This is a genomic window from Rhodopirellula halodulae, assembly GCF_020966775.1.
Classification (GTDB): domain Bacteria; phylum Planctomycetota; class Planctomycetia; order Pirellulales; family Pirellulaceae; genus Rhodopirellula; species Rhodopirellula halodulae.
On the sequence record NZ_JAJKFV010000029.1, the window covers coordinates 416,980 to 443,461 of the forward strand.

A 26,482-nucleotide genomic window follows, 5' to 3' on the forward strand; every position below is an offset into this window, starting at 1 on the left:
AATGAATCAGACTTACTCGCCGCGGTCCGCCGGGCTCTGTATTGCGTCAGATGATCCGCACCAAGTCGTCTCCTGGACGAAGACGAAGGTCGTCTTCATCGGAAGCAAAGTAGGCGTCGATGCCGCGTTCGCTCAGGGATCGGTCCTCCGAGCCATCGGTGCTGAGTGCGGCGATCAAATCGTCCGCCAAAGCGCTCACGCGGTTGGCGACCGTTTGTGACGTATCCGTCCAAACCGCCACCAATCGATCGGCATCGGTTTCATCCGGAACGGTGGCGAGCGAGTCCATGATGATTAGGTCGTCACCGTCGCCGCCGTCGAGTTGATCAGCACCCAAGCCACCGATCAAAATGTCGTTGCCGGTGCGGTCATAGATTCGGTCGTTGCCATGACCACCGTCCAGGTAATCGTCGCCACCGCCACCTGACAGCTTGTCATCTCCGTCGCCACCGTAGAAGCGAACGGGGATGGTTGATCGACGGTCACCGTAAATGTCATCCTCGCCGTCGCCGCCGTAGACTTCGATTCGGCTGAGGTTGTCGTAGGTCGCTTGGATACGAGTTCGTTTTCCGAGTCGAAGATCGAGGTCGATGCTATTGGGTTGATCACGCACGGTGTCCAATCGAACTTGATCGTCTTCACCGCTCCCACCAATCATCAAGATGAACAAACCAGGGTTGTCGGGATCAGGGATCAACTGGTTTTGATCGACGATGGTGGTGGTTGATGCGGTTCCACGGCCATTGACGTTGTCACGTGTCTCAACGGTGATGGTGTAGGTCCCCGGTTGTTCCGCATTGAATGTGAAGGTCTTTCCCGTGCCAGCGTGGATGCCGCGACCGTCGGAGTCTTTGACTTCCCATAGATATTCCGTCGTCACCTCATCGGGAGCATCAGTCACATTGGCGATGAATTCGAATGTCTGTCCGACGACGCCAGATGCCGTTGAAGTGATTGCAACCGTTCGGTCGGTCGGCGGATCAACGGGCGTCCCACCCTCGTCACTGGGGGGAAGTCCACCGGGCGTCCAGGTACCGGTCGTGGCAGCCGAGGTGGCCGCATCGATCAGCCACTGCGTCATCGGAGGCGATGTGGTGGCAAACAATTGTTGGCCAAGTTGTTCGCCATCGTCGAGGTTGGGGTAGTTACGACCTTCGGTATGAACGTCGTTGGTATCAGCGTCCCCGCTGACTCGATTGCGGCCCGTGCCGCCGAGCACCACATCATTTCCGTCATTCCCGTTGACTCGATCATCACCGATGCCACCTAGCAGAATGTCGTCGCCATCATCCCCTCGGATCGTGTCTTCGTGGAAATCGAGACTGATTCCGGCCAGTTCAGGTGATCGAAGGAGGAAGTCTTCGTTGATGTCACTGCCTTCGATGGCATAGACGGCCAAGCGAAGGTTGATGGGCGTGGATGGTGCGTCGATCAAGCGTGCGGCAAGGATCGCGGCGTGATCGCCCATGACGATGTCGTTGCCAGTGTCGCCATCAATGTCGTCATTGCCAATTTCCCACCGTGCATCAACTTGGCCATGACGTGATCCTTGCGAGAGACGCTCACTGGTCTCCGCGGCGCGGGCCAGACGCCCACCGGTCGTTGCCACGTTGGTCGGGACTTTGGCGTTGTCGATTCGTGCCAGTTGATCAAGCAGTGTCTCGACATGTCTTTCTAGTTCGAAGGCTTCGATTTCATCCGCAGGTGAATCCAGTACGAGAGGCATCACCAACACTCCGTCATCGCCGATCACCATGTCGTCACCGACACCGCCGCTAATCTCGTCTTGGTCGATGTTGCGATCCATTTCGGCGACATAGGCGATGCGATTCAGTGGTGTGCGGTCGTCGAGCATCTCGTTGATGTCGATGGCTCGGGTGGATCGACGCTGAGTCAAACGTGTGTCGGCTGCTGTCGCTTGAGTCTGAAGCTGAACTTCCAGGTCCGCGAGCTCTGCCGGTGTGAGCCCAGGCGTCACGACGGTGTCGGGTAGATCGGACAGACCGCCCGTAACAATGGGTGTCACAACGCGAGCGTCGCCACCGACCAACATGTCGTTGCCTTCGCCACCTTGAATGTCGTCTTCACCGATCGTGATTTCGAGGGTGTCGACGTAGTCAACATTGCGTCCGCTGATCACCGGCAGGCTGGGGCGTTCGCTAGCCGCGTCGGCCAGTAGCGTGTCAATCACACCGAGGTGAGCCACACCGATCAGAATGCCCGCGTCAGAGGCGACGGTTCGCAGTCCTTCCAGGTAATCCATCATGGAGGCCGCGTTTTCGGCGATACCGTCTGCATCTGAAAGCTCGCTATCGCCCGGGATCATTCGAGTCTCAGGCATCTCCATCACCAGTTGGTCACCCACGATCGTGTCGTCGCCTCTTCCGCCGTCGATGGTGTCGCCACCGATGTCCGTGTTTCGACTGGGGATCGGTTGATTTTGGATCTCGTAGTCCACGACGGACTGATCGAGCATCATGTCGCTGAAACCGACCACCAATCCTGTGATAGAGTTCTGCGTTGCAACGATGGAGTCTTGCAGGGCCGAAACATCCGATTGCAATTCGCTTCGCACAATCATGGAGTCGCCTGCGATCACGTCTTGGCCGTCCCCGCCCGAGATCGTGTCGGATCCATCGTTGACCTCGGATCGATCGACCAACGTTGGTGTGACCAAAATGGACGCGTTGATGAATACGTCGTCGGTGGTGGGAATTGCGTCCGAATTGGCGATCTTCGAAAGCGTCGCGTTCACGCTGGAAATGCGATCCCAACGAGGAGCCTCAGCAAGCCAATTGCCTGGTGCAGCGACCATGTCAGGAACCACCACGTGCCCGCCACTTGGCAGGGATAGAGTGACTTCGGCAAGTGTTGGCGAATCGCTAGCGATCAACCTCAGTGAGTCCGCCATCATCGAAAGGTCACCGATGATCGAGGTTGTGTTGACACCGAAATCGCCGATGAGCGTATCGTTGTCTCCGCCGCCATCGATCGCGTCATTCCCGCGACCGCCGATCACCAAGTCATCTCCGTCGCCGCCAAGGATGGTGTCATCTGAATCCGCTTCGATATCGATCAACATCGCGACGTTGAGCGACAGTCCAGACGATGGATCACTTATCAACACATTGTCGAAGGTACGTATCGCTCCGAAGAGGACTCGGTCAGCTTGCAGCAGTTGCTTCGCCAATTCCGCGGGCGGGTTGTGCAACGTCGCGGGATCCATCGGAATGACGTCCGTGACGCGAGAGATTTGCTCGGTCAGAACGTCCCGGTGCCAAGATCCATTGGAGTTCAAACGTGGAGTGCCATCATCGTTGAACCCACGCAGAATCTGACCTTCGTCACCGAGGATGGTGTCGACACCCGAGTCACCTGAGATTGTGTCAGCACCGAGTCCACCGATCAGCTCATCTTCTCCATCGCCGCCGTGCAGTTCGTCGTTGCCACGTTGGCCACGAACTTGATCGAACCCCGCTTCGCCGTGCAATTCATCATGGCCGCCTACCAAATCGACGTGGTCGAATGGGGTGACTTCGCGCATCACGATTGATTGCATCGGTGCAAGGTAGGTCTCGCGAGAGTCACGGGTGGTGCCGCCGTAGGTTCGCTGGATCCTCGCGTTGTCGCCGAGGATCACGTCGTTGTCATTGCCACCGTGAATCAAATCATTCGCGTCCGCACCGTTGGCCATGTTGTGGCCTCCCACGAGATCGTCGTCGCCATCGCCACCGAAAATCATGTCGGAACCTTGGCCACCGTAAACGATGTCGTCTCCAACACCTCCTGAGACCCGGTCGTCTCCACCACCGTCCGTCGATGCAATGAACGAACTGATGACTTGATCGCCCAATGCTTCGCCGCGAGCGAAGCTAGCGTGATCGCCAAAAATGACGTCGAAACCAGCGTCCCCATCGATCGTGTCATCAGCGGTTCCGCCGATCAAAGTGTCGTCGTCATCACCGCCTGCGATCGTGTCGTTTCCTCCCACCGTGGGACTGACGACGGTTGCGATGTCAACGGTTCCCGATGAGGTGACTTGGAAGTCAAGCGATGCATTGTCGCCGTAAATCAAATCCATTCCAGCATCACCGAACAAACGATCCTCGCCGCTTCCACCGACGATCGTATCGTTGCCGGAGTCACCATGAATTTCGTCGGCGCCGCCGAGTCCAGCGTCCGTGGTGGTAATCAGATCAATCGTTCCAGCGACATAAGTTGGCGAGTTGGCATCCAATTCGTAGCTAACCTGACCATTGTCGCCGAGTAGGACATCGTGACCGGCTTGGCCTCGGATGACGTCTTTGCCAAGTCCGCCGAAGACAAGATCGTCGCCGTCGCCAGCTTCCATCGTGTCGTCACCACCTGTGTTGGGATCCGTCGTGCGGATTTGGTTCCGAGATCCCGTCGCGGTCAATGTCATTTGGCCGCCATCGCCGAGTAGCACGTCCATCCCGTTGCCTGACTTGATGTCATCATCGCCCGCACCCCCGAAGACGACGTTGTCGCCGTCGCCCGCGAGAACGATATCATTGCCATCATCGTCGGACGAGCTGGTCTGGATGCTTTGTAGAATGCCCGCGACAAAGTTTGCTTCGCCACCATCACCCAGGATGATGTCGCCTCCGTTTGTGGTGGTGATGTCATCGTCTCCTGCACCGCCGAAGACGACATTGTCACCGTCGCCCGCGAGAACGATATCGTTGCCATCGCCTTCAGACGAGCTGGTCCAGATGCTTTGCAGAATGCCCACGATAAAGTTTGCTTCACCACCATCACCGAGGATGATGTCGTCGCCATTCGAGGCCGTGATGGAATCGCCTGCAGTGCCGCCAAAGATCACGTTGTTGCCCGCGCCAGCGACGATGGTGTCACCACCACCGTATGTTGGATCGCTGGTTTGAATCCGCGTCAGCACGCCGGAGGCAAATTCCGCCGTGCCATTGTCGCCAACGACAATGCTGTTGTCATCACCGACGGTAATGTCATCCGCATCGGCACCACCGAAGACGACTTGGTGCCCCATGCCGGTCAAGATGGTGTCCGATCCACCCGTTTCCGGTGCGATGGTTTGAACATCCGTCAACACGCCCGATACCAAGGTGAGCTTCCCCGAGTCACCCAAGATGGTGTCGTCGCCACCATTGCCCGTGATGTTGTCACCTTTTGCACCGCCGACCAGCACGTTCCCGTCGGATCCTCCGGTGATCGAATCAACTCCGCCGACGTCTGCTGCGGTTGATTCGATCGAGAGCACCCAACCAGTGATTGGATCGTAAGTCACACGGCCCTCGTCGCCGAAGACGACATCGAGCAGAGAATCGCTTCCAGCCCACAACTGATCGTCACCGGCCCCACCGAGGATCACGTTGTGTCCATCGCCGGCGGTGATCAAGTCAGCCCCGCCGGTTCCGGAATCAATCGTCTCGATCGTGGTCAGTGCCAACGGCGATGTCAGCAAGCCATCGGGACGAGTGTACGTCAGGATGCCACCATCGCCGAGAATCACGTTGTTGCCAGAGTCTGGGGCAAACGCAAATCCGCCACCAACTTGATTGATTTGGTCATTGCCTGCCCCGCCAAAGATTCGGTCATCACCGGATTCTCCCGCGATCTCATCGTCACCGCCAATCAGAGGCGATCGGGATTGCATCGATTGCAAACCTTCCATGCCGAGCAGTGCCAATCCCCTTCGCTCGGGAACGATTCCGCTGTCGTTCTTGAACGCATCATCGCCCACTTCTCCGGGAATGACTCCCATGGTGATGTCAGCATGGTCCCCGAAGATGAGATCGTCGCCGAGACCGCCACTCATGCGATCGTCACCCGCGAGCGTCATGTCATCTCTCATCGCGGAATCGCTGGTTCCGTTGACAACGGCGAAGGACAGGATCGGGGTGTAGGCACCGTCCAACATCAGGCCAGCAAGATCAAACCGCGTTTGCAAATTCGCGTTCAGACCGGTGTCGCCAATCATGCGATCGTTTCCGCTACCACCAACGAGGGTGTCATTGCCCGAGCCGCCCAGTAACAAGTCGTCACCATGACCGCCGGTGATTTCGTCATTTCCACGACCGCCATAAACAACGACGCCAAAGTTGGCGGCACTGAGGTCAAACACATCGTTGCCGTGATTGGCAAATGCGTAGGCATTGCCATTGCTGGCCCCGGAGGTGCTGGAATATCGCACGCCGTCTTGAAAGGTATCGCCGAGCAGAATCAATGGTGCGGGTGTTTCCGGAATAGCACCTGTCACCTGGAATACATCGCCGCCGATTACGCCTGGAGAAACCTCGCGGTTGCCGCCGCCATGAATGACCGTTGTTGCGCCTTCGGCGGTGCCGTTGACGTTGATCGTGTCATTGCCACTGCCAAGCAAAACTTCCAAGACTTCCAGGTCTTGGTAGGTGATGCCCAACGCGGACATGCCGATGCCGGTCACTTCCGTGGCGGTGACGTTCAGCGTGGTGTCGGACGCCGAGCCGTCATTGAACACCGCCAGCGTGTCGGTTTGCACGGCTTCATTGGTGAAGTCGTTGATACCGCTCGCGTCGGTTGGCGTTTCGGTCGGCAACATGACGGCGAGCGACAAGTCGGGAGTGTTCGTTCCCTTGCCTCCGTTGACGATGATCGATCCTGCCATCAGCGAGGTTGTATGGGGACTCGCTGTAAAGGACTTTGTCGGTTGCGATCCTTCGGTGGGCGTGAACGAAACATCGCCACGCACCAGCACCGTCTGTTCGTCCATCCAGTTCAAGGAAGTGAACAGCAGATGTGGCGGTTGATCGATCCCGCGCCAGTTGGCGCCACCGTCAACTGATACTTCGGTTTGCCCAAACAGAATCAGCGGCAATTCCACGTTGGAAGTGGGAGCTTTGGTCAGTCGAACGGTGTAGCTGTCGATGGTCGATCCATCGCGTGAGACCACGGTCCGGCCATCCGATTCCACGATCAACGCATCGGCGGTTGCGTTGTCGATGACCGTCACATCGATGGTTGGTGCGGTGGACGAACCTGCCACATGGATCGGGTTAAACGTTGGATCACTGCTGGTGAACTCGTGGGTGATGGTGGAGATCACTCGTTCGCGAAGGTCAACGTTTTCAATTGCGGCGACCAAAACCGTTTGCGGGATGTTCCAGTTTTCAGGCGTGAACGTCAGCGTGTTGGCAACCGCGTCCGTGTTGATCTGGTCATCGTGAGTCAGCGTGACCGTAACGTCCGAGGTTGGACGGCTGGTCAATTGCACCGTGTACGAATCCGTGATTCCCGCACCGGATGCCAAGTCGCCTTCCAAGACAGTCGTTCCACCCTCGCTTTCGCGTAGAATCAGTCCCCCCAAGTCATCGTCGTAAACGGTGACGTAAAGGTTCTCGATGGGCGACGCATTGAGTTGGTGGACTCGTTCTCGAACGGTCGTGTTGGTCGATGTGGTTCGAGCAATCAAGGTGTGGTCGAGGACCGCTTTGGTGGTGCCTTCGGCCACGTCATCGGCAATCGCTCGGATGTAGACGGTGCGTGGTGTCTTCCAATCGGCATCGGATCCAGAATCGAAAACCAACGTGAGAGCGGTTTGCCAACTCACCCCATCAAGCGAAACTTCGATTCCTCTGGCGGGGTCATTTTCTGTGCCTTTGGACAGACTGGCACCCGCCGCTGAAATGGTCAGGTAGACCTTCGTGCCGGAGTAGTTGTTGCGATCAACGGCCATCCCAATTGTGTAAGCGTCAAACGCCAAACGAGTCGCGTTGTCGACTGCATTGGTCGCGAAATCGGCGGAGGTGTTGTAGGCGTTCTCGATCACGACGGATTCGCCGTTGGAAGGAACGATCGATACGATTCCGGTTGATTCTCCGGCGGCGTCACCCGTGATGGTCACACCGACGCCACCGATGTGAGCGTGTGCGTAGTCGGTGTCGTCGGATTCGACGCCGTGGTTGATGATCGATGATGCGCCGCTGTCCGATCCGGACACGATGGTGTTGGTCACATCGCCGCCGACGGAGATGAAGTCGCTGCCCAGACCGCCGACAATCGTGTAGGTCGCACCGGCTCGCGTTCCCAGCACAAAGAACGAATCGTCACCTTCCAGACCATCAATTTCGAACGCCTCCTCGACTCCGTCGATGTTGATGTTCAGTCCTGCACCGTAGATTCCGTCGGGCGTGATCACAAAACTGTCGTCGGCTTCGGATCCAACCGCCACCACACGGTCGGTGCCCTCACCTCCGTTGATGCTGACGGGGGCATTGATGTTGTAATGAACAAGGTCGTCTCCATCGCCGCCTTCGACGATGGTTTCGCCTTCGATGATGAACGCACGGATCACAAACGTGTCGTCGCCGGATTCACCTTCCATCCGCAGCGACGCTTTGTTGCTGTAGACAGAAAACTCGTCTTCACCCGATCCCCCAAAGATCACCATGGGTTTGGAGATACCATGCGAAAGGTAGCCGAGAGTGATCTCCGACGTCGCAATTTCATCGCCAACCAAGACGCCACTGGGATAGACACCATTGACCGCGGAACCGGCAACATTGGGGTCTTCGCCAAAGACTTGTCCGATTTGAAACAGGTCCTTTCCGTCACCGCCGTCGATCGTGGTGGCGGTGGAGTTGTCATCGATGAAGAACGAGTCGTCGCCGTCGTAAGCGTTGATTCTCAAACGCCCGTTGATGGTCTCGTCCATGTCAACGCGTTCGAAGTTCGCCGTCTGTTCACCGCTCTCATCAAGTTGCAGCAACGCCATGAAATGTCGGCGAAGCAGCACGGTATCGTTTTCCGTCGTGGTGTGAATTGTCAGTGTGTCATCACCGTCGTCCGGGGTTCCTGAATCGGTGACACTGATGCGTTCGTTGCCGATGTGATCCAGCCGGATATCAATCGCGTCAGTGCCGCCGCGCATGTCGACGTGGTAGTGGTCCGCATTCAGGTTTTTTAACCACACGACGTCGTGATCTGAGTTTCCATACAGTCGCGTGTTGGGAGCGTCGATGTCTTGGCGGATGTCAATGGTCGATCCGGTACCGATGTCTGCATTCCCGTGGTCCACCTCAAAGATGACTTCGTCCGAGACGTTGACGTCGGCACCTTCCGTAACGGTCACATCGTCGCCGACTTGGAAAAGAATCGAACCACCGGCGATTTCAATGGACGAAGCCGAATCGATCAAAAGATTTTCGCCCGCGGAGGCCGAATCGAGTACGGTCACGCGAACATCGCCCTCAGTGGCGACGATGGAATCGATGATCAAACCACCGTTGGTTTCGGTCAGATAAACCGCCGATCCCGCGGTCATGAACAGACGCCCTTCGCCGGTTACGGAGTTGTGATGGGTGTCGATTTCTAGATCGTTCAGGTCGGAGCCGATGCCGGATCCCGCGTGCAAAGCAATGTTTCGGCCGGCGACATTGGTGGCGGTGTTGTTCAGAGCATCGATCAAGTCCGCATCGGACCAAAGGTTGATGTCGGCCATGTTTGCTGTGATGTGTCCGATCTGAAAGTCATCACTGACTTCTGCCAGGTGAATGGAGACATCAGCGGTCGCATCAACTTGGTGCGCGACATCGAGCTCCAAAGGATTGTCGGAGGAACCGATCTCACCGGTGCCACCCGAGGCAGTCAGGACCAATGTGTCGGCGGCTAATTTGGCCGTCGCATCAGGAACTCCACCGGTACCCATGCCGCTGCCATCGAGAATGTTCCCGTTGGCCGTGATCGTGACTGCCGCGTTGGATGCAACGAGATGTTCTAGCACCACATCAGTTTCAGATCGAAGCTCCACCACGTTTCCGGCAACCGTGACGTCATGAACATGCAGATTCAGAAGGCTGTTCACGTACGCATTGCCGCCGATGTTGGCATCGAGATCGCCGGTGATCTTGATCTGCAGGGCCTGTGTGTCAGATGCCAAGTCACCGCTGGTCGTGATGGACGCGGTGGGGGTCTCCAAGTGGATCATCGTCGGGGAAGTGATCGGATTACCGACCAGGGTTCCGGCCGCGTTCAATGTGATCGAATCATTGGAAACCAGTTCGCTGATCGTCAGTTGACCTGCATCGGTGCTGATTCGCATTGCGCCGCCGGAGATCCCTGAAATCACTTCCAGATCTTCAGATGTCGCGCGAACGCTCATCGTTCCGGTGGATTCCAATCGTGTTTGGTGTGGGCTGACGATTCGGAAGTCCGATTCATTGTCCACGCCACCGATCGTATTGGCATTGATGTCCAAGTTGCGACCCGCTTGAACGGCTGTTTCGCCGAGGCCAAGGTCAATCAACGCACCAGTCGACGACACCCGCACGTCGCCTGATGCGGAATCGATCGAGCTGATTTTCAGATCACCGTGCCCGCCGATGGCAATGCCGTCCGGCGCGGTGGCGGTGAGCGATCCCGATACCGAAACATCCACGTCGTCGGTGCGGTGTAAACGCAATCGTTCGATGATGGTTCGGTCTTCGACCAAGTCACCGGACAGAATGCTGACGGAAGCTCCAGCACCGCTGGTTCCGGTCGCCGCATCAAACGATTCGCTTGTGTTGTGGGCAACAACGACCGCTTGCCAGCGAGTTGCATCCGTGAAGTCTTCACCGGACAAATGGATGGTTTGGTTGGAGGACAAGAATTCGTACCAGCCGTAGTCCTCCGCCGTTTCCACCAACACCGTTTGACCAGTCTGGATTTGGATCGGATTGGTGTCATCGGTGGTGTTGAAATCGGGTTCGATAACCGTCCAATTGGCAGGATCGTTGGCCATCGTTTTCGGATCGAGCTGGATACTCGCGTCCGCGCCGGTGTAGCGGTAAATGCGATAGTGCACGCCGACGACATCGGCAACGCGAGCTTCTTGCAAAGCAGCCTTGTCGGTCGCTGACAGCGATTCCAACCCACCAGCTAGAACAATGGTTTGGGGTTCGACCAACGCACCGATGCGTCCCGATGCGGTCAGACTAACGTCCGTCGCGGAAACATTTGGTGTCTCGTTGTCGTTCGGCGCAGCGGGTGCGATGGTCGAGGCGGCTTCTGGGTATAGGAAGCGAGCCAGATTCGCGGCGATCATCGCGTCAGCAGTCGTCGCTTGGAAGACTCGATCATGGATGATTTGGGTTCGAGTCTCTGCGTCCAAACGGATGATGGTGTCTGGGTTGTAAGAGGCTCCATAAGGCTCGCCGATTTCGGCTGTGACAGCGTAGGTCAAACGCTCAAGCGTGATGGATGTCACGTCATTCCCTGCGGTGATTGACAATCGAACACCGGGTTGTGGGAGATTTGATTCCGGGGCAGGGGCAATCGCGGCGTCGTAACGAGTCGGCGCCAATTGCAATGTGTTGGATTCAATCACCACGACATACAAAATCGATCCTGTGACGATGCCAGTACCGGTGGAGTGTCCATTGTTGAAGCGGATCTGGGCACCGGAAGTCAGACCGTGTGGCGAGGCCGTCGTGACGACTCCTGTTTCCGCGTCAATCGATGCGACGCCGATACTGCTTTCGACTGTCGGTGCGATGTCTTGTGCTTCAATGCGACTCTGCCAGTGGCTGTGGTAGTCACGCGTCTTGCTGGCATCGATTTGGCGGATTTGCTCATGAGCGGCAGCAGTGGCCGCGTCGCCGAACAGTTTTTGTCTGGCGTCAATCGCGGAAATTTGTTCAGCGGTCGGCGCGGTTGCTGTCTCGAGAATGCCATCAACGACGTCGCCCGATGCTGCGGTCACGTTGACATCGCCCGATGTGCTGATGATGGAAGTCGTGGAGTCTTGGTAGGCGGTGGGTGAGACGAGGTTCAGGCGACCTGTGATTTCAACGACATTGATGTTTCCGAGTGCGTAGGCGGACAACCCAGCCTTGGCGTCAACTCGCATGGTTGAGTCGCCACCGATCGAACCACTTCGGCTGCGAAGCTGCACATGATCGCCTGAAACCAGCGATGATGTACTCTCAGTGACCAAGCCACCGGCAACATTCAGATAGACATCATGACCCGCGTGAACGGTGTCGATCGTGATCATCGACGCGCTGGCCTCCGCCGAGTTCTGACCGATCCCATGAATCGTGATGTCACCGCCGGCGTTTACGGTAAGCGGGGAATGCCCGGTTTCGACGTGGGCCGAGACGTCACCCGCGGTGGCCGTCAACGTGGGTGTCTCGCCGTAGAATCCCGATGTGCCTGTTGTTTGGATGTTGCCTTGGGTGCTTGTGATCGCGACGCCTGAGCCTGCGGGGACATCAACGTCGCCAGAGAAAATCACATCACCAACACTGACGATGGAAACGCTCGGTTTGCCAGACTGACCGACCGAAGTGATCTCAATTGGGCGATCGGCGATCAACGTATGCGTGTAGTAGTCCGTTAAACCGCTGATGACGGTGACACGCGAATGAACGGTTTTGGAACGGAGCCAACCGCCGCCCGTGGTCCATTGTTCGACATGTTGTGACTGGTTGATGTAGTCGCTGTCGTAAACATCGGAAGTTCCATTGGCCGGTTTGGCAACGGGCGTCCAACGCGATGAGTCGGCGTAGTTCTCTTTCGAAAGGTCGACGGATTCAGTGACGCTGCCCGCGAATCGATAGTAATTACCGACCGTGCCGCCCGTGTTGTGACCGGCAATCACGCGAATGATGGTTTGCTCGGGTGTGACGCTGACATTGCGGTCGACCTTTTGTTCATATGCCAGTGTGTACTGATTGTTCGCGACGTACTGGGGGAATGTCGATTCCTCTTTGCGGACGACGACTTCGGATTGAAGGATGGGTTCAGCGTCACGGAACTTCACCGACCGGTATGAGTAGCCGCTGTCCTTCTCAAGCAAATCAGCAAACGAGTTGTCGCCAAACAAGTTGAAGGACTTCTTCTCGTAAACACGAACTTCGGTCTTCGTTTTCTCTTGTCCCTCGATCCACAGATAGATTTGGCCACTGAGTGCGTTGGAATATTGGTCCGGTGAACCGGGGTAGTACGACTGGCTGGCGGCCGTCGGTGTGGGGGTTCCCGGTGCGGGGGTGTATTCAATTTGCGGCGGCAGTCCATTGCCGGGTGTGCTATTGAGCGCGCCAATCTCGTGCAATTCGGAAATGCCAGCCGAGGTGGATTTATAAGTGGTTCGCCGCAACAAGTCGGAGTCGATCAGGATGACTTCGCCAACACGGTCGCGAGTCAGGTCGACGCCTTCAAACACGATGTCGAAGGGCGATTGATTGTCGACGTCCAGCGACGCATAACCGTCTGCGACGACGATTTTGCCGCCTCCGGTCGAGAGGATTTGACCTGCCAGCGTGATGCGGCCGCCCTGAGGTTCCAGTTCTCGGACAACGATGGAACGATTGGCGGAATCGAAGTAACCGTTGACCGGAATGGATGTCGAGGACGTATCGGACGTAAACGACAGACCGGAAAGAGGATTGCCGTTGGCGTCGATCAGTGATTCGGTGGTCCGTCCTGGATTGAAGTTTTGGTCGACGTTTAGCGTGATTGTATCGACGCCGGATTGAATCAGCCCGTTGATGTTCAGGTAGCGAGCGGTGATCGAAATGTCACCTTGGGACACGATCGCGGAGCGGTTTGTCGCGATGGAAGTCGCCAGGTTTTGTCCATCGGTGCTGACTTGCGATGTGTTCTGGAACACCCGCGTGGTGAACGTACCGGCGGTGTTGAACACAGACGCTCTCAGCGGGGCAAAGTTGATGTATTGCCGCGGGTCGATGTTGGTGTGTTCGAACGATGGCGTGTTGAGGGTGAATTGGTCGCCCGCTTGAATGACCGTGTCGGCCGAACGAATCTCTCCCGCAACGTTGATACTGCCGGATGGATTGATGATCCGCACCGTGCCATTTTGGTTCACGATGTCGCCGTTGACGTACAGATCCTTCGGCAATCCAGGGGGCAAATGCTGCAGGCCGAGATCCGCCGCACTCGCGTCCGGCGGAGTGAATGTGATCGAGATTTCACCTGTGCCTTGACCGTCCGGGATTCCTTCGGGCAAGACCCAGTTGACGTACACGTGCCCCGGCGTGAACTGCTTCAATTCGCCATCAACGACCGCAGTGCGACGGTTGTCCTTCACCGTGGTGTTGTTGATGATCGACATCAAAGGTGTGTGATTCGCGATCGTGATGCTGGCGCTGTCGCGTGCGGTCAGGACACCGCTTTGCGTGTTCGAGTTGGCTTCGATGAAGATCGATCCGGGGGCCGCCACGATGCTTGGCATTTCTACAAAAATTGCGTCGACGGACTGTTGGACAGGACGTTGAGTGATTCCGCCACCCAGATTTTCAGCGGGCAACAGCAGACCCATCGCATCCAGTTCCGAATTGATTTGGTCCAGTTGCACCTGGTACCTCGCGACCGCTTCGGCATTGTTGCTATGTGATCGCATCCAGCTCAAAACGGTGTCGCGTTGCTTCAGCAATAGGTTGCTGAGGTTTTGATAAGACAACGTCGGCAAGGGCAATTCCGCGTTCTTGATGACGTAGAACTTGTTCGAGAAATCGTTGCGAAGTTCTTGGGTGTGGTCGCTGTCGTAAACGGGAAGTTCCACACCTTCGGGTTGTGTCGCGTCGGGGATTGCGATCCAGGTCGTCGTGTCGGCGTAGTTGGCCGTTTCGAGAATGACCGGAACGTCGCTGGCCTGAACCAATTTGTTGCCGGCGGCATCGGTCGGCTCAAAACGATAGTAGTGCCCGGCGGTGCCACCACCATTCGCACCTGCGACGGCGCGGACGATCGTTCCGTAGTTCAAAAGAATTGGAATCGCGTCGATCGTCAGTTTCGCGAATTCAAAGGGAACGTCGGCCGACAGGTCTTGGTCAAAATCAAAACGTTCTTTCGCCCAAATGCGATCAGCGGCTGAGAGAGCCGGTGTTTGATCGACGGCGAAGTCCAAACGTGATCCGGCACTGTTGTTGGTTTTGTCCCACTCGACGTTACCAATCGCCAACACCGCTTGATTGAATAATCCAGCCGTGATCTTGGCTCCGGTGTCGACAGCGACGTTGCTGGTGCCGTTGATGGTGGTGTTGTTGGCAACGGAGTAACCATAGGGAATCAACGACAGACTCATGACCATGCCTTCGCCCTTGCCCGTCACCGGAATGTCTTGGGCGCGGTCAGCGATCAGCAACACATCTTCGTAGCCTTCGATTCGTGAACCAGTCGCGATGTCGACGGTGTTGTTCCAGTCGATGGTGACGCTGGGATCGCCGATGGTGATGCTCGGCCGCAAAGAGATCGTGGTGACTTCCACATCAGCCAAATGATCGATCAGATTGGGGACTTGGAAACTGTTGCGTCCCGTTTGCAGTCGGACTTCCGCTCCACGGATCAACGTTCCATTGACATCAATTCGGTTTTGGATGTCACTGTGGGAACTCACTTCGGCCCCACCTGCGCTGGCGACGGAAGCCGACAAAAGGCTGGCATCCGGACGAAGCAGAATCTCACCTTGGGAAGACATCGTGACGTCACCCCGTCGGTTGATGATCGACGAGTCGCCAAGTGTGATTCCCGCGTCGGTGTAGGACGAAATCTTGCTGTTCGCGTTGGAAGCCGCGAGACCCGCAACGGCTTCGAGGTGGACGCTGTCATGGGCAGTGACATCGACGCCAACGTCCACCTTCAGATCGCCTGTCGTGTCTCCGTCAACGATCACGCTGCTTTCATCGCCAATCGTGATTTGGGCGTCCAAGCCGTTAGAATCGGTTCCGATGTCGGTTTGACTGATCAAGACGACCAGATTGCCAAGTGCCGCCGATCCCGATCGCAAGTTTGTTTTGTCGTTTTGCTTCGTGACCGTGTTATTCGCGGCGACAGAGAAATTGGAAGCGGTGATTGTCGCTCGATCGCCGATGGAGACGTTGGCGTCCCCGGTGAGCGTGAGATGCAAACCGGCTCCGCTACCTGCGGCGAGGGCGAAGGAGTAAGCGTCCGCTTCTCCGTCGATCGTCTGGGTGGAGGTCGATGTGACGCTCATCGGTCCCGAATGAATCGTGACATCGTTGCCAATGATGGCGACGGCTTCTTGATCACTGGTCAATGTGGTGTTGGCACCGACGCCGGATGCGACGCCAACACCGCTCGCGATCGTGGTTCCGTAGGCATCATTCGCGTTGGTCGCAGCGAGATGGACGCCGCCAGCTTGGATGGTCGTCCCATCGCCGATTTGGGCCGTGACTTCTTTCACGTCCTCGCCCTTGCCCAAATGGGTCTCGGAAACCATTGCACCCACCGCGACGGCACCGGCCGCGCCGCCACCCGTTGTGCTGCGGGACTTGATGTCGGTGGTTGCGACGATCTCCACATCGTTGGCTGCGTTGATCGTTCCTCCGGTGATGTCGGCGTTGACGGTTTGAGCGATCGTCACCGTGCTGTTGTTGCCAGCCACACCCAGACCATAGCTCACCGAAACGCCAACGCTTTCCGTTCGTTGGATGTCCACGGTGCCGGTGCTTTTTACCGAGACACCTTCCGAATGAATGATCGCATCTTGGATCGATGCGTCGATTGCCGAGGAGGCCTCATTGGTTACCAACGCAACGCCGGTGGCAGCCCCAAATGAAAGGGCCAACTCCGCGTTCACTGCGGTTGCATCAAGCGTCGCGTCTTCGACCGCATCGACGACGACGTCGCCCAGGACATCCAGTTTGATTTGACCGAAGACTTTCGCCGACACATCGTTGGCGATTCGGTTGTGCAGATTCAAACCTCCGCCGCTGGCGGAGATCCCGCCCGCACTGATCGCGGTGGAAACACCCGTCACGTTATCGATCGTCATGTCGCTGGCGTCAGCCGTCACGTTGACATCGCCTGCCGCCACGATGCCGAAACGATTGGAAGCATCTGTGTCACCTGAAATCCACGACTGGACTTCGTTGGCAATCGTGTTGGTCACCGCCGTCACAGCGACGGAAAGTGCTCCGACGGCATCGGCGATGGATGCACCCACCGCAATCGACTTGGTCACATTTGCTTTGCCGGTAGCGTGGACGTCAATGTCGCGTCCGGTATGAATCGTGCTGTCTTCTATGAAGGCGTGAGTTTGAGATTGAATCTTGGTGGTGGAGGTGGCACCCGTTGCTGAAGCGGCACCACCGATCGAGACTGCCACCGCAACGGCTCCAGCGGCGCTGGTGGTTTGCAGTGTTTCCGTGCTGTCTGCTGTGACACTCAGATTGCCATCGACGTTGATCGTGCTTTCTTTGATCGAAGCGTAGGTGCCCGGAACGTCGTTTCCATGCACCGATTCGAGTTGGTTGATCGCGATTCCCGCTCCAATCGCACCGCTGCCACTGACGATTCCTCCGCTCGCCGCCGCCGAGGTGCTGACAACGATGGCATCGGCCGTGTTGCTGCTACTCGCGTTCACGGTCAAGTCGGCGGATTCCGCCACTTGGCCGCTCGAATCCAATACCGAGGTGCCTTGCGTTGCCACGGTGCTATTTTCGACGTTGGCATGAACGGTGTTGCCGATACCGTTGAACGAGTACGCGCCAGCGGCTGCCATGGCGAGCGATGCCTCACTGACCGCGGCGCTTGCCGCCACCGCAACGGAATAGGAATGGATGGTTGCCTCGGAAGTGGCTTCCACCGTGATGTCTCCCGCACGTTTTTGCTCCGCAGTCAGGCTTTGCCCGTGCAAACTGGTCGCGGTGGCTGCATCGTGTCCCGTCGCGAGGATTCCGCCTTGGACATCTTGAATCGATGCGTCGACCTTGTTGTGAGACAAGTTGATGGCGGCGGAAACACCAAGGCTGAAAGAGCCGGCACCTTCACCGCTGAAGGCGGCTGTGATCACCGAAGCATTCGCGACCGTGGAGATGTCGGATTCATCGTTGGCGGTGACGGAAGCGGAATCGACGTGGAACGACGGCACGCTGTCGCCGGAGAATCCAAGTAACAATTCGTCCTCGGTATTCTTGATCACGCGGTTTTGTGGACCGCGGTAGGCAACGGTCGTGGGGGTCGGTCCGTTGCCGGTGATGTTGGCGGACACCTCCGTTCCGACCATGTTGACCACACCAATTCCCATGCCGGCCAAACTGATGGCCGCTGAACCTGCCAAGCTGGCTGCGCCCCCGTTGGCGAGCGTGACAGCATGAATGTTCGATTCCGATTGGGCGTCGACAATCAATTCACCATCCGCAACCATGTTGGAATCTTCCGCGATGGCGGCGATTTGATTGTGGGACAACGACACGTCGATGCGTTTCCACTTTTGGACGTTGTTCAGATCAAGTTTGCCAGTCCAATCGGGTGAGTCGCCTTCCTTTTGCTCGTTCAAGCTGATCGCAATGGGATCATCGCCAAGGTATTCGTAGATGTTCCCTTTGGAAGGACCATTGGAAAGTTGGAGCGATTGGCCCTTGGTCATTTGCGACCGATCGCCGACCCAGTCTACGTCGTCATGATCAGTGACGTAGTTGGCGGTGACGCCGTCGGCCTTTGCGTACCCAATGACGTTTTGGGCCACGGCCACACCAAAGGAAACGGCGACGGCGTTGGCGCCACCCGTGCCCAAAGCAATCGAAGTGGAATCGATCACCGCATCCAATTCGGCGGACGATGTGGCATCGATTTGCACGTCGCCGTCCGCATGCAATCTCGAACCAGTCACGGTCGCGAGTGTGTTTCCGGTGACGGTGTTGGTCGCGTTCGCTCCCGCACCACTGACCGCGATACCAGATTCGCCGCTGAACGCGGCGGCGATGGAGGCACTGGCGGCGACGGCGCTGATCTTCCCATTGTTATTCGCGACAACGGTCACATCTTCGACGGCGAAATCGCGGATGTTGAAGGTGTCGAGCGTTTCGTGCGTGCGTGAGTCGATTTCGTCGTAGGAGACAATCTTCTCAAAGACCGCGTCCGAGATGGATGCATCCACGTCGGATTCGATGTTGTTCAAAGCAATTCCAACACCAACTGACACTGCCAAACTATTTGCACCACCAAACGCGGCGGACAACGCCGCAGCGCCTGCGAATGCGCGAATCAGCGTTGTGTCGCTGGCGTCCACCTTGACATCGTGAGAAGTCCAGTTGCCAGAGGCGATGTTTTTGATCTCGGCGATGGTGTCCGCCGCGATGTGGTTGGTCACGGATGATCCAACGCCAGCGACTCCACCTTCGTTACCTTCGCTGACCGCGGCGGCGACCGTCACGGCGATCACGACGCTGCTGATTCGTTGATCACTGGTTGCGACCACATTGACATCGCCATTGGCGTGAACGGTCGCGTTCTCAATGATTGCGCTGGTGGAGGCGTTGCTGGGGCCGTCTTGGTCGTGACCGAGGGTGTTTGTCGCGACGGAAGCTCCGAGTGCAAACGCGGCCCCATTGTCGACACCGCCGCCGACCGAGACGCTCGCCGCGACGATTGTCGAAAGAATGCTGCCCTGATTGCCCGCACTGACGCTGACATCGCCCGCTCCGGTGCCAGCGGTGTCGGTCCCGGAATGAATCGTCGAATTGGAAATCTCAGCCGCGGACGTGCTGGTCACGGTGTTGTGTGAAAACGCACCGCCGCCCGAGACCGCAACGCCGGAGCGGACGCTTCCGCCCAACGAGACTGCGGTGGCGGTGGCGATTGATGAAAGTGAAAGTTCAAAGACTTTCAGTTCCCCGTCAATCTCTTGAATTGAAAACGAGTCGCCTGACACTCGGTCGACGACCATCCATCCCGTTCCGACGGCGATGGCTTCGGTTGGGTCGTTGGCATTGACATTTTCTTTGCTGAATTGCTGCGTGATGTCCATCTCGGGGACGAAGCCCGCCGGGATCCCATCGCCGTAGATCTGGTGATACAAACGCAGTTTGATGGCGTCGTCACCCTCTTGGTCGGCTTTTTGTTCGTTGCCGTTTGCGTCCACTTCAGCGTTGGCCGCATCGTCCAAACGCGCCGCCGTGATGGCGTAGTTGCCGTTGCGGTCAAGCGTTCGTCGCAGTTTGCCCTGAACGTGAGTCCCAACCATCACGTTGCCGCCAGCGGAAAGGGTGGAGGAATCAACAGTGGAGGCGAGTGTGTTGTCGATGGAGTTGTTGGAGATCGAGGCGGAGATATCGATCGCAATTCCCGAGCTCTCGATGCTCCCGCTGACACCGAGCGATGCTCCAATGGCGAGCGTCTTGATGCTGGCTGAATCAACCGCTTGAACGACGATGTCGGTTCCCGCGGTGACGTTGGAGTGGCCAATGGTTTCCGCGGCTACGGTTCGAACAATGTCAGCGGAGGCGTAGGACCCACTTGCCGAAACTGCAATGCCGCTGCCATCAACCGAACCGCCTGCAGCGATCCCACCGGCGATGGAAACGGTGTCGATTCGATCGCTCAAGTCAGTTTGGACTTCGACTTCACCGCCCGCGACAATTGTGGAAGCATTGATTTCGGTGGTCAGTCCGCCGCTGATTTTTGTCGTCGCGATCGAGGCACCCAAGGCAACGCCGACGCCCGATCCTTCCCCCGGAGTGGCTCCGAGCGCCAATGCCACGCCGCCTGCGTTGGATGAGACGGTGGATGCGTCCGTCGCGGTGACATGGACATCATTCGTGGCAACAATGTCTGCCACGTCAATCTTGGCTGTGGTGTTTGCGGTGATCGTGTTCCAGCTCGCGCTGCCTGCCAAACCGAGACCCAATCCGCCGCCTTCCTTCACCGCCGGTGGAGCTGCACTGATCGCGGCTGAAGCAGCCACAGAGATGATCTCACCGGATTGATTGGTACTCAGATCGACATCATGAGCTCCACGGATCGTTGCCTGTTGGATAATTGCCTCGGTGGTTGTGTCGACGATGGCTCGGCTGAAGGAGCCAACCAAACCAACCGCGTTGTTGTCAGCAATCGTGAGTGCACCTGCTCCGGATAGGCCAATCGTTGAGCCGGAGTCGTCTGCGGAAACCTTCAGGTCACCACCGGACAGATCGATCGTTCCGGGCGTGTTGATGTTAGCGCGTGTGGTTCGCGTGGCTTCGTTCCAGGAGGCAACGCCTGCGATCCCAATGCCCGTTCGTGTGGTCGTTGGGGAAGCGTCGTCGGAGGAGTCACTGCCACCTTCCACGTTTTCCTCGGCCTCTCCCGCTTTGGTGTTGGAAGCGGAAGCACCGGCCAACCCCAGCCCAATCTGCCAGCCCGTTGCACCGGCGTTGACGTGCATGCCCACTGCGGCGATTTCAGCGTCTTGATTTGGCAACGTGTCGTTATCGATCCCCTCGCCATCACCAACGATTGCCCGCGTGTCTCGCGTGCTGTTTTGTTGGTTGACACTGATGCCCGCGCCCAATGATTTTCCTCGCATCACGCCACCGGCGATGCCAGTTTGAATTTGATGCGAATCAGCGACGACGTCCATCACGCCGCTTGCGATGGTGACACCGTCATGGATATGGGCGATTGTTGTGTGTGTGCCGTCAAACGTGTTGACACTACCGGAAACGCCAAACCCGCCGGACTTGCCACCGGCTGTGGAGATGTTCAAACCAAAGTGATCTTCGGTGGCGCTGACTTTCAGTTTTTGATCGTCACCGGTCCGCACCATGGCACCGCGTTGAATCGCGGCATGAGTCATGGTGTTGAGTACACTGACAATCGCGGACCCGCCGATTCCACCTTTACCAGCGGTGTTGTCGTTGAGGATTGCGCCGGGCGACAACAACGCAGGTTTCTCCATCGCGGTGTGGACCAGGTGAGTTTCAGTGTTGGCATCGACATGGATGGTTTGCGTGTCTGCCTGCGACGCGGCGTTTTGGTTGATGCGAGTGAATTCACCGATGGTCGCAATGGATTCGGTGTGGTATTCCGCGACAACCAACGTTCCCGCAACGGTGTATTTCGCGGCACCGTCTCTGCCCGTGTTGTCGCCTCCGATGGCGGTGGACGCTCCACCGCTGGGGTTGGACAAGAGTGTTCCAATGGTCTCCGTGATGTTTTTCACACGGTCGATGGAAAACCCGTCCGTCTCAAATGCGTCTTGAATCCCGGTCCAGTTTTCGGGTTCGGCAAACAACGGCAAGGTTAGGTCGCTGCGAACGGAGAGCTCTTCGCCCGCATCGAGTTGAGCTCCCGAATCGATCGACGATCCGCTTTCGATGACGGCCTTCGATGAGTTGTTGTAAACGCCAATGCTGATGCCGACGCCCGCCGCGACTTTCTTTTTCGTGCCTCCCGCCGCAGAGCTGTCACCGCCATCGGTCACGATCTTGCCCGAGGTGGTGGTTTTGATTCGGTTCTCGATTTCCGAGTCGATCGAGACATCCACGGGCGATGCCAGCAGGGCGCTGGCTGCGATCGTTGCCGCGACCTCATGAGTGGCCACGTTGATGGCGACTCCACCGGAAACTGTGAACAGATCGTTGCCCTTGCCTTCGCCACGTTGCAGATCAGTCGATGTGGGGCCTTGCTGAGATTTGCCCCACTCCTTGGTGCTTTCGAATTCCGTTGCCAAACCACCGACCAAATTCCCAACCTCATTGCGGCCATTTTTAAGTTTGGTCAGAAACGGTGCGCCGCCCGTGGATGCGTCCACCGTGGACGAGTTTGCTGCCGTCAATGATGCTTTGACAGAGACACCTTCCGTCGCCAGCGGATCCACCAATCGGTGAGTGGTGGAGATCGAAGTTGGAATCGCATTCAGTTGGATCGGGGCGGCATTGATGGCGTCGCCTTTGGACGCTGAGAACCGAATCGTGTCGTCATTGATAACCGTTGCGTAGTAAACACCGCCATCGACCAACCCATCGATTGCAGGATCTCGAACAATAACCTCAGCAGCGGATTCAAACGCGTGTCTCGAACCGACCGGCCCCGGACCCGTTAGGTCAACGATCGATGAGGGTGTGGAATCCGTTTCCATGGTCATCAAGCGGATGTGATCGGCATCCACCGCATCGATTTTGTACTGGGTTCCCGCGGTGAGTCCGCCAATCACTCCGCCGTCAGCGAGGTAAGTGATTTTTTCCCCTGTTTCGAACCCATGCGAGTCCAATCGAATGGTTTCGCCAAATGGATGGGAGGTTGGATCAACCGAGTTCGTGTCGATCACCGGACCAGCGGTCGGATCAAATTGCAGTCGACTGACCGAAGGCTGCACACGAGTTGGAACGAACGTCAGCGTTCTCGAAATATCTTTGGATGGATCGTTGTCTTGGTAAGCGTCCAAGTGATGCTCATCATCAATTCCTGCCGCGGTGAGCACGATGACTTCCGCAGGAGTACCGCCTTCCGGAGTGACAGGGCGCAACTGAATGGAATCCCCGCTGGTCACCAGAACTTCGTAGTCGGTTCCGTTGGCCAGTCCACCAATCGACGCATCGCCCGCTTCGTGGCGGTAGCGAACGATCGCACCATCAAACAATTCATGGCTTGGAATGGCAAGTTCGTTGTCGGTGACATCCAAGTCGCCGCTAATCACGGCCAAAACATGTTCGCCAAACTGAATCGTTGCCGAATCATCCAGGTCCACCAGGATGGATGAACCTGCACTTGTGGACAGCCCGAAGCGATCTGGATCGTGGTTGTCGACAACAACGTAGTAGTTTTGGTTGTCGACAATCTCGCCGGGCGTGTCGTTGTCACCAGCCTCGTAGTTCACGAGTGTCCCAGTGAGCAGTCCGTGACCAGGGATGACGAATTGGTTGGCCACCGTATCAATCAGTGAGGTTGCACGGACACCGTCAAATTCAGTCGCCTTGGTGTCGTATGAAAACGATTGATTCTGATTGTCGTGGAATGTTGCCAGCAGATTTCGAGCGGTCCCAGCGAAGGCTTCGCTCTGAGTGTTGGCCAATTGAATCGAATCGGCGTCATGCGAGATGACATAGTACGTGTCGCCATCCGTCAAACCGGCGGAAGAGTTTCCGGAATCACCACTGACCGGATCGATTCCCGCGTGATAGGTGATTGCTTGGCCTGTGAACAACACGTGACCCGGCATGCCGAGCGTGTGGTTCGCTTGGTCGACCGAGTGGAATTGGGCGTGTTGCGTGATGGATTGAGTGCTGGAGCGATCTGCTTCAGTTTTGTAGGTGATTTCGTCACCGGTTATTAAACCGTGATCCGGGATGGTGATCTGATCCATCGAGGAATTAACGACGCCGTTGTCGCTGGGGACAAACGTCTGAGCAACGCCGGCATAAACGAAGGCGTGCGCGTTCCCGACACCGATATCGGTCAGATCCAACGGGGACGGATCGCTTTCTGAAGTGAAAGCGGCGAGTTGAAACTGAATGGCATTGGAATCCGATCCGGGCACAACACTCCGGTTCACAACGATGTAGTTTCGCAGGTCTTCCAAACCGCCGATGGCTTTGGGTTCGGTGTCTCCATCATTGCCGGATTGATACGACAGGACATGGCCATCCTGGATCGCTTCGAAATGGTCGACTTGATCTTTGTTCAGCGTGATCGTGTTGTCGGTCAGGTTGACCGCGGTGGCAGGATCAAACAGCGAGACTTCGGTCTTGTAGATGGAGTGAGTCGAAGGATTGCCGGAATGATCCGTCGGCAATGTATCAGTCGACAAATCAATGGATTGCTTGCGAACAATTTGGAAGTTGTTGTTGTCGATCTTGACCACAAACAATCGTTCGTCATTGCTCAAACCGGGCAGTGGCAACGCGACGTTGCCTCCAATTGCGGTGGCTTCGTAGTTCAGCGGATCGCCGGTTTGGAATCCATGGTTCGGGGCATGGATCGTGGTGCTTTGGGTGGGGACCGAATCATGAGTGAGTGTCACACCTTGGAATGTGCCCGCGGCGGTGAGTTTGCCAGCGACGTCTGCCTTGATGTCAGCATTGTCCTTCGCAACCGCGAATCCGAGAGCCACACTGGCGTCGACATTGATTCCCACGCTGGCAGCGGCGTTATTGGTGCCCAGACCCGTCGCGTTGACGTGGATGCTGCCCTGGCTGGAGTTCACGACAACATCGGATTCGATTTGGGTGTGGCTCACCGAATCCGACACGCTGACGGCTGCTGCTGCACCGGCGGCTTTGGAATCCGAGGTGTTGCTCTTCACTTCCCCCAGGCTTTCTTGGCCTTGCAAGACTGGTCCTTGCACCGCCTCGGACCGTTCAATTTTGTTGTCGTTGGTCGCGGCAGCTTGCACATCCGCGATGCTGTCGGCGTTGGACCCAATCAAGACGGTGCCGACTGCTTGGATGGACGTGGTGCCTTTTAGAATCGTTTGAGCCGATGCGTCCGAGATGCTCACACCAACGGCCACGGTTCCCAATCCGCGTGAGACGGCACCGGTCCCGAATTGCTTGCCTGCGATCGCGTAAGTCGTCGCGTCCGCCGTGGCATCCGAAGTGATGTTGACCGTACCGTTTGCTGTGATCGTTGCCGAATCGAGCGTCACGGTGGCTTCACTTTCGCGAACCATGACCGATACGGGCATGGGCAAAGGAGCCAGCGGAAACAGACTGTGCAGTGCCTTGTGCGAGTAGCCGGAAACGACTTTCGGAACAACAGAATCGATGTTCTTGTCGCGAGATTCTGCGGTGATCTCAATATTCCCGCTGGCATTGATCGTCGCGGAGCCGATGCTGACGCTGGTGTCTTTCTTTCCGACGCCGACGGGACGCACCGGGCTGACCAGCGAAGAGATCCGCTGTGCATCGAGCGTGATGTCATGTCCGATCAGCTCGACGTTGTCTTCAATGCTGACAAATCGGTCTGACAAGAAAACATCTGCCAAGTCGATCGGCAGATTGCTCGCGATCGACAAACCGGACTCTGCGCCAACACTATGCAGGGAGAGGTCGCCGGCTGTGATATGAACGCCTGACGCAACAGTGATTTGCTCACCGATGATCGTGAGATCCACCGCAGGGCTCAGGTCAATCGTTCCGCTGACATCGATGGTGTCTTCGCCGAGGTACGCATCGATTTTGATCGAGTTGGCGGACGCGGGGATCTCCCAACGAGTCAGGTCGGTGTGACCAGGCTGAGGAACGACTTCGAAGCCGTCCAGAAGCACTGTCAAATCGTGGTTGCCGTCAACAATCAAGTTTCCCGATTGTTGTGACACGCTGATCGAATCGTACAGAACCGACCCGCGAACTTCGTAGTCGCCGGCCAGCAACTGCCGTGACTCGAGCGTCTCAAACCGCGAGGCTTGCCGACGATGGCGCGCGGACTTGGAGCGACGTTTGAGACGTTGTCGCGTTCCCTTTGCGGAATGTGCGCGGCGGCGAATGAGAAGTCCACGCAGTAAATCATCGATGTTCATCGTCCGCCCGTTTCCATCCTTGGAAAAACCACGACCGCAGTTTCTTGAGTCAAAATCGCTCGAAACGCACAAAAATCACATGCGTGGGAATACTCAAAACGACGACGCGCGGCTAGACGAGTTTCACGGCAGAATGTTTGTCACCATTTTGATGGCGGATTGGTCTTGGCGCGGTTCCTCACGCTCGGATAAGCCTCGATCTACCAGAACCTTCCGATGATCGCTTGAGCTGGATCACGGACGGCGGTTCTCCCACCTCACCCACCT

General features: G+C 57.1%; 1 protein-coding gene. It reads right to left on the reverse strand.

The features are described from left to right. Positions 1-46: 46 nt before the first annotated feature. Positions 47-26,215 carry a PKD domain-containing protein gene (locus LOC70_RS14490; protein ID WP_230254616.1) on the reverse strand — a complete coding sequence of 8,723 codons (26,169 nt, stop codon included), beginning with the start codon at positions 26,213-26,215 and terminating at the stop codon, positions 47-49. Positions 26,216-26,482 lie beyond the last annotated feature (267 nt).

What these genes read in the sequence shown, in the direction of transcription:
- LOC70_RS14490 (WP_230254616.1), bottom strand. Translation starts at nt 26,215, where the DNA reads ATGAACATCGATGATTTACTGCGTGGACTTCTCATTCGCCGCCGCGCA.